This is a genomic window from Flavobacterium xanthum (assembly GCF_900142695.1).
GTDB lineage: Bacteria > Bacteroidota > Bacteroidia > Flavobacteriales > Flavobacteriaceae > Flavobacterium > Flavobacterium xanthum.
In genome coordinates this window covers 17,113-31,478 of record NZ_FRBU01000036.1, presented here as the reverse complement: position 1 = coordinate 31,478, position 14,366 = coordinate 17,113, and the positions used below count along the sequence as shown (strand labels likewise).

The following is a 14,366-nucleotide window of genomic DNA, read 5'->3' as shown; positions in this document are numbered from 1 at the left end:
CAGGGAAAAGAATTAATTTTCTTTTCTTTGTTCTGAAAAAATATTTCATCTTTCTTTGAGATTCCTAACTTTCGCATTTATTAATTGAATTCAAGTTATTTTAATAAATCGTTCAAAGAATTTACGGGCAAAAGCGCTTCGCAATATCGTCAGGAGTTACGATTGGTGCTGAAATAATGTACATGGTACTATTGAAGAGTACTTTTATACAAAAAACCCGCTGATACGAATACCAACGGGAATTTTCAAACCAAACCATTCAAACCAAATAATTATCTTCTATTTAATACAATGACAGCGTTATCAACTACTTTAGTTTTTTCAATTTTAGCTTTTGTGCCATTTGATCTGTAATAGTAGTAGTCCTGTTCATTTGAGTTTTGGTTGTTACCAAAATCATTGTTACCAAAACTGTTTTGACCATATTGATAGGCTTTACCTCCTTTTACGGAACCAAAAGTATCAACTATTTGACCACGACGGTTGTAAATAATTTCTAATCCGCCTACTCTTTCTAATGCAAAACGATTGTAGGTCATGTAAACAGAACCAATTCTTTTTACTCTGTCATTCACATCGTAATTAATGAACACATTCCCAACTTGTCTTACTCGGCCCCTATTGTCGTGTTCCACTCTTACGCCATAATTCTCATTTCGAACATTTCCAGGAGAGCCAAATGTTTTATTGACACTATTTTTTCGGGCTGATTTGTAATACATATCTCGTCCTGTTGTTGGGCGTGTATTAAAATCTAATTGTCCGTCAGGGAACACGAAGAACTCAATTCCTCTTTCTGTGAACACAATTGGGTCGGCGTTTCTAAAATCTACGGGAGATCTTCTTTCTACAGAAAAATCGATTTTCTCTGCTGCGTTTACTATACTACCTCCCAATACAAAGATACTAGCAACTAAAAAGGTAATTTTTTTCATGATACAGTTATTTTGAATTTTGCCTACTCTTCAGCTTTTCGGCTTTCGCTTTTTGTGTTATTTGATTTAAGATATTCAAGTAGTATGCCAAAATTTTGAATCATGGTCTTGTGTTTTGAGAGCGAATGTTGTGGTTTTGGATTTAAATACATTAAAATCAATGCTTTGTGTCTTAAAATAATTTTATTAAATATGATATATTAAGATTTATTTAATAGAATTGATGGCTCATTTCATATTCTTTCTTGCGGTTTTTAAGATGAAATAATTTGGGTAAAAGTGAATGTACTGCTGTGGAAAGACGCTCTAATATGAAAACTACTTATTAACAGTGCTTAAAATTAACTTATGTTACGAACTCGCTTCAACTGATATTGAGTAATTTTGTAGCATGTATGCATTAGTCGATTGTAACAATTTTTACGCTTCCTGTGAACGTGTTTTTCAACCGAAATTCAACGGGAAACCTGTTGCAATTTTATCAAACAACGACGGCTGTGTCATTTCTAGAAGTAATGAAGCGAAAGCGGTTGGAATTCCTATGGGCGCGCCAGCATTCCAGATCAAGGAATTAGTAAAAGAGAAAAATGTGCAATTATTTTCTTCAAATTATGCGTTGTATGGTGATTTGAGTAATCGGGTAATGGCAATTTTAGCTCATTTTACACCAAATCTAGAAATTTACAGCATTGACGAAGCTTTCCTGAATTTTGATGGTTTGATGATTTCCGATTATCATGAGTATGGAATCCAAATGAAAACCCGTGTCCAAAAATGGGTCGGAATTCCTGTTTGTATTGGTTTTGCTGATACCAAAGCATTGTCAAAAGTAGCTAACAAAATTGCTAAGAAATTCCAAGACAGAACGAAAGGTGTTTATGTTATTGATAGCGAAGAAAAACGAATCAAAGCTTTGAAATGGACAAAGATTGAAGACGTTTGGGGCATTGGGCACCGCATGAATAAAAAGATGAAAGTTAAAAATATTGTGACTGCTTTAGATTTTACTGCACCGCAACACGAAGCTTGGATCAAAAAAGAAATGGGTGTGATAGGTATGCGTTTAAAATACGAACTCGAAGGAAAATCAGTCTTGGATCTAGAACCCATTGTTGAGCAAAAGAAAAGTATTGCTACGACCAGAAGTTTTCCAAAGCAAATTGCTGATTTTGATTTATTGCGAGAACGTGTAGCAACTTTTGCAGCCGTTTGTGCAGAGAAATTGCGCAAACAAAATTCCTGCTGCCATACCATTATTGTAATGCTTGTGGTGGATAAACATGCGGTGCAAACTTCAAAATATTATTTTAACATGGCAGTAACTTTGCCGTTTGCGTCAAATTCTACGTTGACAATTAGCAATGTAGCCATCGATATGTTGAAAAAACTGCACCAAGGAAATGAGCATTTAAAATTCAAAAAAGCGGGCGTGATCGTAACGGAATTGATAGATGAAAACAAAAAACAGTTGCAGTTGTTTGATGAGGAAAATCCAAAACATTTGATGCTGATGAAAGTAATGGACGGTTTGAATAAAAAAATTGGAGATAAAAAAGTAAAGTTGGCTACCCAAAATTTAAGTTTGACTTGGAACATGAATCAGAAGCATTTGTCACCTAAATACACAACTAATTTTAAAGATATACTCGAAATCAAATGTCTATAAACAAAGAACAAAAACTGACTTTTTTTCTACCTGATTTTGAAAGTGAATTGCGAATTCCTTTCATCAATGAAGGTGTTTCGGCTGGATTTCCATCGCCGGCAGCAGATTTTATGGAAATGAGTATCGATTTAAACAAGCAATTGAGTGAAAATCCGTTGGCTACTTTTTATATTAAAGTCAAAGGAAATTCAATGATTGATGCCGGGATCAATGACAAAGATGTTCTTGTCGTGGATCGTAGTTTAGAACCGCAAAACAACAAAATTGCGATTTGTTTCATTGATGGAGAGTTCACGGTGAAACGAATGCAAGTCGAGAAAGACTGTTTGTTTCTGATGCCAGAGAATCCCAATTATCCACCCATAAAAGTCACCGAAGAAAATCAATTAATCATTTGGGGAATAGTGACGTATGTGATTAAGAAGTTGTAAAAGCAATTGTAGGATGTGTTAAAATAAAATTCTTGTTTGGATTTTGTCATAAAAAAAAGCCTGTTCAAATGAATGAACAGGCTTTCTCAGTATTTATTATTTTACAATTTTAGTGCTTTGGTGTAAAACCATCTTCACTCAATTCTCTATGCTCATAATCGGCGATTATTTTGGTTTTGTACGCTACACCCGCTATACTACAAAAGATCTTAAATTTTTTCAATATTACGATGGTAATTTTTTTTTAAATTATTGTAGATAAGCGATCTAGTTTTTTTGATACAAGATTATTTTTGTTAAAAAATCATGTTTTTTTTTTAGATTTGTCTTGCAATAAGAATCAATAAATCTTAGTGTAAAAAATATTCAGTAGCTACGAATTGCGGGGATTTGTTTATTTATAACCAAAGAAAATTGAAAATAAAATAGTGATAAGGAATCACGATAAACTTTCTATCAGGACGAAAACTAACCGCTCAAGTCCTTAATGGAGTAACTATTAAACTATAAATTATGAAAAAAACATTTTTAATTGCAGCAGTAACCTTTCTATCTATTTCATCTTATGCTACAACATGGTCTTATAACTGTTCAGGTGGTGGAAAAGTTATTTTCACATCATCGGATGATACAACAGTAAAACAAGCAACAGCAATGGGAAGAGCTTGGTGCGATAACAGATAATAGTATTTTTCTGTTATTAGCGAAATCTTGTAGAGGTAATATTATTACCTCTACTTTTTTTAAATTATAATCTTTTTAAATTATGAAAAATATTTTATCACTCTTGTTAATTATAATTTGCCAAATGGGTTATACTCAGGATGGGATTGTTTATTATGAATTTACAGATGCTATTGGTGTAGGAGGAGGTAATGGAGAAATATATAATGCATATACAATGTTCTCTAAAGACAAGTCCTATTATGTAGCTGCAAAAGATTCTCTAGAGAATGCAGTTAGTATTTCTAAAGCAAAGTCTCATTATCAAAATAGTAGCGGAAGTAAAAATAAAATTTCAAATGGTTTAGTTTTATCTGCGCAAGGAAACCAAGTGGTTTGTAATTATAGCACAAAAAGACTTGATAGCAATGTATTTGATGGAAAACAAATTTATATGTCGGAAACGTTGCCAAAGTTTAACTGGAAAATTACAAAGCAAAAGAAAAAAATAGGTTCATTTGAGTGTATTTTGGGGATTTCTAATTTTAGAGGTAGGAAATACTATGCATGGTATGCTCCTGAAATTGCAGTTTATTCTGGCCCTTGGAAATTAAATGGTTTACCTGGAATGATTCTTGAAGCGTATGATGAGGGCAAGAATGTGATGTGGAACTTTAAAAGTTATAAATTTCCAATTACTGTTAAACAAGATTACAATATACGTAAAGAGAAAAACAGTAAGAAGGTTACTTTTTTGACAATCGATGCGTTTAAAAAGTACTGTATAAATACTATCGAAAGTAATTACGAGAGTGCCATAATAATTGCAAAAAGTCATCCTGGAATGACTCCAGTGAAGGCACCTATGACTTCGTACTATATAGAATCTTTTGAATAATTTTTGATGCAAAAAATCATTTTTTTATTCTTTTGGTTTGCTTCAATTTCTGTTAACTCTCAAGAGATTGTCTTGACAGGAACTATTACTGACAAAGAGGGACTTGGGATACAAAATGCGTCTATTATTTTATTAGATAGTAATAATGATAGCGTGGATTATGCATTTACAGATGTTAAAGGAAATTATAGTTTATCATATCAGAAAGGCAATCTTTCATCATTGAAACTAGAAGTCTCTTGTTTGGGGTATAGTAAAACATATAAATTAATAGGCGTTTTAAGTCAAGTTCAAAATTTTGTTTTAGAAAGAAAAGTAGAAACATTGAGGGAAGTAGTTGTCGAGGCTAACCAAAAAATAAAAAAAGAGCAAGATACTACTACCATTAAAACAGCTAGTTTTACTAATAAAACTGAACAAACATTAGAAGATGTTTTGAAAAAATTGCCAGGAATAGAAGTTCAACAAGACGGATCTATAAAAGCGCATGGAGTGGCAATTGATAAATTATTGATTGAGGGTGAAGATATGTTTAATAAAAATTATAAACTGCTTACTAAAAATCTTGATGCAAATGTGCTAGATGCCGTGCAAATTATTGACGATTATGAAGATAATCCAGTTCTAAAAAAATTGAATAACTCTGATAAAGTTGCCTTAAATCTTAAACTTAAAAAAGGCAAAAAAAATATTTGGTTTGGTAATGTTACTCTTGGTGCCGGAATAGTTAGTGAAAACCGCTGGAAAGAGAGTTTGAACTTAGGATTGATAAGGAAAGAAATAAAGTTATTTTATCTGGCTGATTATAATAATCTTGGAGAGAAAGCAACCGATTTAGTCTCGTCTAATGTTATAGAAAACGATATTTTTGGTGAGGACAGATTGGAGTATTCAGCTAAATCTTTATTTACTATTAATAGTAACGAAATTGGACTTTTTAGTAAAACACAAAGTGTTTTTAATAATGCTTTTTTAAACTCTTTAAGTTTTACTAAAAAAATTAAAAAAAATCTTTCTCTTAGGGGTTCAGCATATCTGACTAATGATATACAAAATCAAAATTCATTTGCAGAAACAAATTATAATTTTGGATCTAATCCAATTTCTTTCACTGAAAATAGTTTTTACAACAGAAGAAGTTCGCTTGCATCAACAGAATTAGAACTAAAGTATTATCCTAATGATAAAAACTACATCACGAACTTATTCCTTTTCAAAGAACACCCAACGCACACTAATAACAATTTGCTATTTAATTCTAATCAAATAAATCAATCTTCAAAAAACGATAATTATACATTTTACAATCATTTTAACCATACGCTACAACTAGACCGTAATAAAGTTCTCAACAATTACATCTATTTTGGTTATGATAAAATGGAAGAAAATACCAAGATTGTTTCTCCTTTACTCAATTCCTTTTTAGAGGTAAATAGTGGGGATGCTATTCACCAAAAGTCGAATAATAGTTTGTTTTATATAGGCGAAAAGACAAAGTTAATTGCTCAATTTGGGAATTTTGATATTACAAATAGCTTGCAATTTGAGTATAGCAAAGAAATATTTGCTAACCAGTTTACAATTACTGAACAAAGATTTTCTAACTACGAAAACAATTTAAATTTTAATAAGATTAAATTGGATTTTGATAATGCTCTCCGTTATAATTTTTCTAAAAAGATAAATTTTACTGCATCATTGATTGTTAAAAACACCAACTTTAACACCACCATCGGTAATAAAAACTTCTGGATTGTCAATCCAACTATTTCATTGAATATCAAAAAAACAGGGTTTGGTAATTTTGCAGTATCATACTCTGAAAATAATGATTTGCCAGAAATAAATCAGCTTACTTCCAATTTTCAGTTGATAGATTATCGTAGTTTTTTTAAAGGCACAAATTTTCAAAATCCAATAAAAAATAGTGTTTCTCAGTTTACATATTCGATTTATCAAGATCAAAAAAGATTTTCAGTAAATACTGGTTTGATTTACATGAAGTCAAAGACAATTTTGAATACTATTAGTACAATTACTAATGATTTTAATTTTAGTTCTAGTTTACTGACTCCGGGAGGTGATAATTTTAATTTTAATTTTAGTGTTGTAAATTACTTGCGTAAATTAAAATTAGCATCAAAAATTGAAACTATTCAAAATTGGAATAGTACACCGATAAGCGTTAATAGTGATGTTTTTTTAATTTTAAAAAATTATTCTAACACAATCAAATATACCGCCACTACGTATTTTAAAAAAGGAATTAACCTTGATGGAGGTTTTGCGTATCATTTCAATAAGTCTGAATTTGATAGTAGTACAAATGAAAATAATACGAAAGATATTTTTCTAAATTTAAATGTTGATATTTCTAAAGTGCTTTTGGCAGAATGTAAAAATGCATCGTATTTTGTTAATAGTCAAAATTATACATTTAGTAACCTTGTGTTGAATTACAATCCGGAACAAAGTAGGTTCTCCTATAGACTTGTCTTTAATAACATGTTCAATGAAGATAAATTTACGTTTGTGACTTTAAATAATTTTACATTTTATCAGTCAAGTGTTGACTTAGTTCCAAGATATTTATTAGGCACTGTTAAATATCGCTTCTAGTTTGCAGGATACAATTAACAGATACCTTTTGCGTGCTTTATTGAAAAACAAAACGACCTGCTCAAACTAATGAACAGGTCGTTTCTTTATTAAAAATAGGACTTAGTGCTTTGGTGTAAAACCATCTTCACTCAATTCTCGATGCTCATAATCAGCAACCATTTCGGCTTCATAATCTACTTTCTCACCTTTAGAGAATTTAGCAATTAGTTTCTCCATAATTTCGTAAATTACTGGAACGACAATCAAGGTTAGGAATAAGGAACTTATTAATCCACCAATAATTACCCAAGCCAAACCATTTTTCCATTCGGCTCCAGCTCCAGCGGCTAATGCAATTGGGAACATACCAAAAACCATTGCAATTGTTGTCATTAAAATTGGACGAAGACGCGCATGATTCGCTTGAATTAAAGCCGTTCTAATTGTTTCGCCGGCGGCTCTACGTTGATTGGTATAATCCACAAGCATAATCGCGTTCTTACACACCAGACCAATAAGCATGATAACTCCAAGAATAGTAAAGATATTCAAGGTGTTATTTGTTAAGGCTAATGCCAGTAATGCTCCAATAAACGAAAGCGGAATGGCAAACAATACTACGAATGGATGCACAAAACTGTCGTACAAGGAAACCATTACTAGATAAACCAAGATAATCGCAGCCAATAAAGCAATTCCTAAGGTTCCAAAACCTTCAGACTGGTTTTCTTGATCACCACCCCAAATGTAGTTGACACCCGTCGGTTTTTTTAGTTGGTCTATTTTTTCTTGCCATTGTGCTACAATTGTTCCAGAGGCAACACCTACGTTTTGCCCTTTTACCGTTACCGATGCCGTTTTGTCTCTACGTTCCAATTGGCTTGGACCAGAACCTTCCGTAGCGGTTGCAAATTGATTTAACTTGATTTGTTGCCCCATATCATTGATAAAAATCAAGTTGCTTACATCAGCAATACTTTTTCTATCAAATGCATTGTATTTAATATTGATGTCATATTCGTATTCCCCAGCTCTAAAACGTCCGTCGGTGTTTCCGCTAAAAGCCGTTTGCATCGTGATACCTACTGTTTGTAAACTCAAACCAAGTGCAGCCATTTTATCTCGGTCTACTTTTACGTTTACTTCAGGATTTCCATCTTCTACAGATAATTCAATCTCTGTTGCTCCTGGAATTGTGCGCAATTCTTTTTCAGCAGCAATGGCAAATTTCATTGCGCTTGCGACATCTGGACCTGTTACAATAAGTCCTAAAGTAGCATCTTCAGCCGTTCCTAAAATACCTACGGGAACGGTTTTAACTTTGGCTCCCACTAATAGTTTTTCTAATTTACGTTTGGTTTTTGCAGCGTAAACATTTGCAGGTTCGTCACGTTGGTCTAATTGGACCATTTTTACGTTAATTTCTGATTTGTATGCAGTTGCTTGCGAAGCCCCAAGACCACCACTGGTTTGACCCACAATAGTAAACTGGCTTTCGACAAAAGCTTCATTCTTTAAAAAAGCTTCTGCTTTTTGTGTCATGAAGTTAGTTTGTTCTAGCGAAGCATCTTTTGGCATTTCGATTTGAACTAAAAACTCACCACTATCTGATGCTGCAAAGAATTCACCTCCAATAAATCCTGCAGGAACCAATGCAATTGAGCTGAAAAAGATAACCAAAACAATAGCTAGTGTTGTTTTGTAATGATCCAAACTCCACGTCAATAATCCAGAAATCCAGTTGATGAAACGCGTTAAATAACTTTCAAACCCAAGGATGATTCTTCCAAAAAGGTTTTTACCTTCAATGTGTTCTAATTTTCCGTATCGGGAGGATAGCCAAGGAATGATCGTAAACGATGCCACTAATGATAGTAAAGTAGAAATAATTACCGTTACACAAAATTGCGTAATAATATTAGAAACCAGTCCAGAACTCAAGGCAATTGGTAAAAACACAACCACAATTACCAGCGTAATCGATACTACAGTTCCACCAATTTCGGCTGTACCATCATAGGCAGCACGAACTTTGTTTTTGCCCATTTCCATGTGCCTGTATATATTCTCCAGAACTACAATAGCATCATCCACAAGAATACCTACAACGAGCGATAGTCCTAATAAACTCATTAAGTTTAAGGTATATCCCATTAAATAAATTCCGATGAAAGTTGCAATTAACGAAGCTGGAATAGAAACCATTACAATCAATGAGTTTCGAATACTGTGCAAGAAAAACAACATTACAAAAGCTACTAAAAGTACTGCAATAAGTAAATCATGTACCACGGCATCAGCCGCTTCAAGTGTGAAAATGGTACTGTCTTTTGCGATTTCTAGTTTTAATTCAGTCGTTTTGTACTCCGCTTCTAGTTTAGCAATTGTTTTAACCAACTCTTCACTCACCGCAACCGCATTAGCATCGGACTGTTTGATGATTTGCAAAATAATAGCACTTTTCTGATTGACACGAGCTACTTTCTCCGTGATTTTTTGTGTGTCTTGAACATCAGCGATTTCGCCTAAACGAACTTGGATTCCGTTTTTAGAAGAAACAATTAAGTTTCTTAACTCTTCAACATTCTTATATTTTCCGGCTAAACGGATTAATATTTTTTGTTCCCGGGTTTGAATATTTCCAGTAGGAAAATCCAAGTTGGAGGATAAAATATTTTGTTGCACTTGTGGCACTGAAAGTCCGTAGGCTTGCATTTTTACAGCATCAAGATTGACTTGAATTTCTCTTTCTTGTCCACCGGTAATGTTTACTTGTGCAACTCCTTGCACACGTGATAATACTGGAGCTAATTTTTTATCAACTAAGTCATAAAATTTAACTTCGTCCATTTTTCCATTGGCACCAATAGTCATAATTGGTAAATCGCTCAAAGAAAACTTGTTTAATGAAGGCGCTTCCGCATCATCGGGTAAGTCGTTTATGATGGCGTTTATTTTACGTTGTGCATCATTCATCGAAATATTAACATCAGCATTAGATGTCAATGTTATCGAAACCGAAGATAGACTTTCAAAGGACTTAGAGTCGATCTTCTTGATGTTTTCTAAAGAGGAAATCGCGTCTTCAATCTTTTTAGTAACGGTGTTTTCCACTTCGCTAGGTGATGCACCAGGATATATAGTAGCGATTGAAATTACGTTAGTTTCAAATTTTGGAATCAATTCGTAGCCTAATTGGCTGTAACTGAACAGTCCTCCTAAAGTTAGTATCGTAAACAATACGATGACTAATGAGGGACGTTTTATGGATATTTCTGCTAATTTCATTTTTTTATTTTAAAAGAGTGATAAGTGATAAGTGAATAGTAAATAGTAAAAAGCTTTTGGCTAACAACTGTTCACTAATCACTAATTACTTTATTTAATAACATCTACTTTAGATCCGTCTTGAAGGTTGATTTGACCCGTAACAATTACAGTTTCACCCTCTGAAAGTCCGTTTAAAACTTCTACTTTATCACCAAGAATTCTTCCGGCTGTAACTGTTTTCAGTTTAGCAGTTCCGTTTTCGATTACAAAGATTTCGTTGCTGCTTACACTTCCCACAAAAGCATTTCTCGGAACAACCATTAACGATTGTTTTTGTTTACTAGCACTAAAAGCAGCAGTTCCATACATTCCAGCTTTTAGGTCATTGGATGCAGTATTAGCAATTTCAATCTCTACAGGAAAGTTCAGACTAGCATCCGATTTTGGTGCGATGAAGGTAATTTTTCCAGAGAATTGAGCATCTGGATACACACTAGCGGTAACACTAATTGAATTGCCTAATTTTAAACCTGCTACTTGATTTTCATTGACATTTACTTTCAGTTTCAATTTGGAAACATTTACGATGTCAAATAATGGAGTTCCAGCCCCAAGAACAGATCCGGGTTCTACATATTTTTTATTTACAATTCCGTTGATGGTCGCTTTGATATTGGTATCCCCGATATTTATTTTTGCTTGCTGTAATCTTGATTTTGAAGTTACCAAACTCAATTTAGCTTGGTCTAATTGTTGTTTTGTAACTCCACCTGTTTTATAAGCATTTTCAAAACGACTGTAATCTGTTAAAGCATTTTGATAGGATGCTTGTGCAGTTTGCAAGTCAGCTGTAATTTGTTCGCTTCTTACAATGGCTAGCGTTTGACCAATACGTACTCTATCGCCTTCATCAACTAAAACACGAACTACTCTTCCTGGTTTTTCTGCTGAAAAGCTTAATTCTTGTAGCGGTGCAAAATTTCCATTGGCCACAAAATCAAGGGAAACTTCTTCCGTTTTAACCGTTGCTACTTTTACTGAAATGCTAGCATTTTTCTCTGCTACTACAGCAGTTTTTGCTTCATTTTCTTTTTTATTATTGGTTAAAACGTAGGCAATAATTCCTAAAGTGGCAACAATTAGTACTATGGTAAGTATGCTTTTTTTCATTTTGTTAATTATTTATAAGTGTTTTTAATTCGCCTTTTGATTTGATTAATTGTATTTCTGCCAGTTTGTAATCTAATATGGCCGATGTGTAGTTGTTTTGTGCTTCTGTCAAAGAGTTTTCAGCATCCAATAAGTCCGTTAAAGAAGCAAGACCTTGAACATAATTATTTCTGGTATTGTCTAAAACTTCTTTAGCTAGTTGTGCATTTTCTTTTTGACTGGTAATAGTGGTTAAGCTATTATCAATTTGCGTTTTAGCATTGGCGAAAGCCAGGTCAAGCGATAATTTGGTGTCAACCAAGTCTTCTTTTATCGAGCGCAAATCAATATCAGCTTGTCTTACTTTGGCACGAGTACCAAAACCAGTAAAAATGGGCACTTTCAAATTCAAACCAATAGAAGAGAAATCCGACCAATACACGCCATCAGCGGGTTTACCACCAATAGGCATTTGTGGACCTTGACCAATGTAATTGTATCCAGCGCTCAATGATAAAGTAGGGTAATATCCTGCTTCGATTGCCTTTTTTTGATAGGTCAAAAGTTGTTCTTGCTTTTTCAATAGTAAAAATTCTGATCTGTTCGAAGTATTTGGAACTTCGGACAATGCTTGTGGACCTACTTCAAATGCAGTTTGTGGAATCTCGATTTGAGTTTCTATTGGCATTCCCATATAAAATTTCAATGCATTTTCTTGAATTTGAACTGCATTCAAAACTTGCTGGCGCTGCGTGCTGATGTTTGAAATTTTCACTAGAATTCGATCTAGGTCAATTTTTTTAGCTAATCCGTTGTCAAATTGTCCTTTGATAATGTCTTTAACTTTATTGGTGGTTTTAAACGTACTGTCAATAACCGTTAGTTTTTGTCTTTGTACGTAAACCTGATAATAGTTATTGGCTACGCGCTCAATTACTTGTTCCTCTGTTAATTGTTCGTTGATTTGGTAAAATTCTCTGGTCGATTTTGCCGCTTTTAAACCGGTGAAAACCGTTTGGTCGAAAATTGCTTGAGTCAAAGAAACTCCAGCGGTAGAAATCCAAGGTTGGCCAAAAGCAGCTTGAATAGTCGTTCCTGGCTGGCCAAATCCTGCACCATCAATAACGGTTGTTTGTATTACAGGGTTGTACGTCAAATTGCCATTTGCCGAGATTTGAGGCAATGCTCTAGAACGTACCTCTTGAATTTGATATTCGCTGTTCTCTACTTTCAGTTTTGCTTTTTTAGCATCGGCTTTATTCTCTAAAGCATAGTTGATAGCTTCTTTAAGCGTAAGTGATTTTACTTCTTGTGCATTCGCGCCCAGAGCAAATGACAATATTATTAAAAGAATTGTTTTTTTCATTGTTATGTAATTGGGTTAAGTAAGTTTTTTTCTAATTCGGCAATTCCCTTTTCTGTCGCCATTGCTCGGGTGTGGTATTCCAGTGCTTCCATTTCTAAGGCTGCAGCTTCTCTTTCGGAACGGGTATTTTCATTAATGGTAAAAATCAAAGCATAATAAAGTTTAACATAGACGTCGATATTGATGTCTTTTCTATACAAGCCTTGAGCAATTCCTTTTTCAATGTTTTGTTTGAAACAGCTTTCACATTCTTGAACTTGATACTCTAAAGCCTTTTCGTATACTTCCGGATAATGCTTTTTTAGCTGATAAATAGGAGAGGTGTCAGTAGATTTGAACATGTCAGCAAACATTTTTCTAATCTGGAAGTTTTCCTCAATTGCGTTATAACCTCGAGAAATAATTTCGGTTATAATTTCGTGAACTTCCTTGTGAAGCACTTGTGTGCTCTCGTGTATCAACAATTCTTTATTGGCAAAATACTTATAGATTGTTTTTTTAGAAATACACATTTCACCGGCAATATCATCCATCGTTATGCTTTTGAAACCCAGTCTCAAAAACATATCTTTCGCTTTATTTATAATTTTTTCTTTCATCTTTTTATGCTGAAATAGTTTCAGTACGTTTTAATTAAGTTCTATTGTAAATTCAGATTTATATCGAGTGCAAATATAAGAAGGAAACTTTGAACACTAAAATAGTTTCCTTTTTTTTAGAGTTATTTAACGTTTATTTAAAATAGCTACGCTAAGCCGTAAATTCTAGATTAGCAATTAGTTTGATGTCTTGTCCTAAAGCCAAGCCGCTGTTTTGATTGAAGGAGTTAAAGGTTAGTCCAAAATCCTTACGGTTGATTTTACCAGTTATTTCAAATGCTGCTTTTTGATCGCCATTATAATTATTTATCCCAATGAATTCTGCATCTAGTTCCACCATTTTAGTGATGTTCTTGATGGTCAAATTCCCCTTCAAGAAATTGATGTTCTTGTTTACTTTTTCGAATGAGGTCGATTTAAAACTAATAATAGGATATTGATTGACATCAAAAAGGTCATTCATTTTTAAATGCGTGTCTATTTGTTCCAGTTTTGCATCCTTGCTTTTTACATCCAATGAAAATTCGATAGCAGCATCTTGAATTTCATTGTCTTTAACGTCAATGTATCCGTTGAATGTATTTATGGAACCGGCTAGATAAGCCAGTATTGAATGCCTCATTTTAATCAGAACATCAGATTGGTTGGAGTCAATGGTCCATTTAGTTTTCATAATTCGTCGGGTGTATTAAAAATTGAATTGATCTCGCAATCATTTGAAAAAAGCATCTTAGGATTTGAATGGTAAAATTCAAGTGCAAATGTATATTGGAAACTTTGAATAC

11 protein-coding genes are annotated in these 14,366 nt (G+C 33.5%); 5 read left to right on the top strand and 6 right to left on the bottom strand.

Annotation, left to right across the window (positions count from 1 at the left end; all coding sequences use genetic code 11):
* Positions 1 to 272 precede the first annotated feature (272 nt).
* The gene (locus BUC11_RS13315) at positions 273 to 935 is read right to left on the bottom strand and encodes a hypothetical protein (protein WP_073354835.1); all 663 of its coding nucleotides are present in this window, start codon (positions 933 to 935) and stop codon (positions 273 to 275) included.
* 391 nt (positions 936 to 1,326) lie between these two features.
* On the opposite strand from BUC11_RS13315, the gene BUC11_RS13310 reads away from it, so the two are divergent.
* The 5 genes from BUC11_RS13310 to BUC11_RS13295 all read left to right on the top strand — a co-directional run bounded on the left by BUC11_RS13310 (position 1,327) and on the right by BUC11_RS13295 (position 7,215).
* On the top strand, positions 1,327 to 2,601 hold the full coding sequence (locus tag BUC11_RS13310; protein WP_073354831.1) for a Y-family DNA polymerase: 1,275 nt from the start codon (positions 1,327 to 1,329) through the stop codon (positions 2,599 to 2,601).
* Positions 2,592 to 3,032 carry a LexA family protein gene (locus BUC11_RS13305; RefSeq protein WP_073354829.1) on the top strand — a complete coding sequence of 147 codons (441 nt, stop codon included), beginning with the start codon at positions 2,592 to 2,594 and terminating at the stop codon, positions 3,030 to 3,032. The genes BUC11_RS13310 and BUC11_RS13305 overlap by 10 nt, the downstream gene beginning before the upstream one ends.
* A 513-nt stretch (positions 3,033 to 3,545) precedes the next feature.
* Positions 3,546 to 3,716 carry a hypothetical protein gene (locus BUC11_RS16995; RefSeq protein WP_175547759.1) on the top strand — a complete coding sequence of 57 codons (171 nt, stop codon included), beginning with the start codon at positions 3,546 to 3,548 and terminating at the stop codon, positions 3,714 to 3,716.
* A gap of 82 nt (positions 3,717 to 3,798) precedes the next feature.
* Positions 3,799 to 4,593, top strand: a complete 795-nt coding sequence (locus tag BUC11_RS13300) for a GLPGLI family protein (RefSeq protein WP_073354827.1) — start codon at positions 3,799 to 3,801, stop codon at positions 4,591 to 4,593.
* A gap of 6 nt (positions 4,594 to 4,599) precedes the next feature.
* The gene (locus BUC11_RS13295; RefSeq protein ID WP_073354825.1) at positions 4,600 to 7,215 is read left to right on the top strand and encodes a hypothetical protein; all 2,616 of its coding nucleotides are present in this window, start codon (positions 4,600 to 4,602) and stop codon (positions 7,213 to 7,215) included.
* Between the two features lie 102 nt (positions 7,216 to 7,317).
* On the opposite strand, the gene BUC11_RS13290 is transcribed toward BUC11_RS13295, so the two are convergent.
* The 5 genes from BUC11_RS13290 to BUC11_RS13270 all read right to left on the bottom strand — a co-directional run bounded on the left by BUC11_RS13290 (position 7,318) and on the right by BUC11_RS13270 (position 14,254).
* A complete protein-coding gene (locus tag BUC11_RS13290) occupies positions 7,318 to 10,485 on the bottom strand; it encodes an efflux RND transporter permease subunit (protein ID WP_073354823.1) in 3,168 nt (1,055 codons plus the stop codon).
* A 90-nt stretch (positions 10,486 to 10,575) separates the two neighbouring features.
* Positions 10,576 to 11,637: an efflux RND transporter periplasmic adaptor subunit gene (locus BUC11_RS13285; protein ID WP_073354820.1), complete on the bottom strand. Its 1,062-nt coding sequence runs from the start codon at positions 11,635 to 11,637 to the stop codon at positions 10,576 to 10,578.
* A 4-nt stretch (positions 11,638 to 11,641) separates the two neighbouring features.
* Complete coding sequence (locus BUC11_RS13280; protein WP_073354818.1) at positions 11,642 to 12,982, bottom strand: TolC family protein; 1,341 nt, start codon at positions 12,980 to 12,982, stop codon at positions 11,642 to 11,644.
* Positions 12,983 to 12,984: 2 nt separating this feature from the next.
* Positions 12,985 to 13,581 (bottom strand): TetR/AcrR family transcriptional regulator, encoded by a 597-nt coding sequence (locus BUC11_RS13275; RefSeq protein WP_073354816.1) that lies wholly within the window; start codon positions 13,579 to 13,581, stop codon positions 12,985 to 12,987.
* A gap of 151 nt (positions 13,582 to 13,732) precedes the next feature.
* On the bottom strand, positions 13,733 to 14,254 hold the full coding sequence (locus BUC11_RS13270; protein ID WP_073354814.1) for a YceI family protein: 522 nt from the start codon (positions 14,252 to 14,254) through the stop codon (positions 13,733 to 13,735).
* Positions 14,255 to 14,366 lie beyond the last annotated feature (112 nt).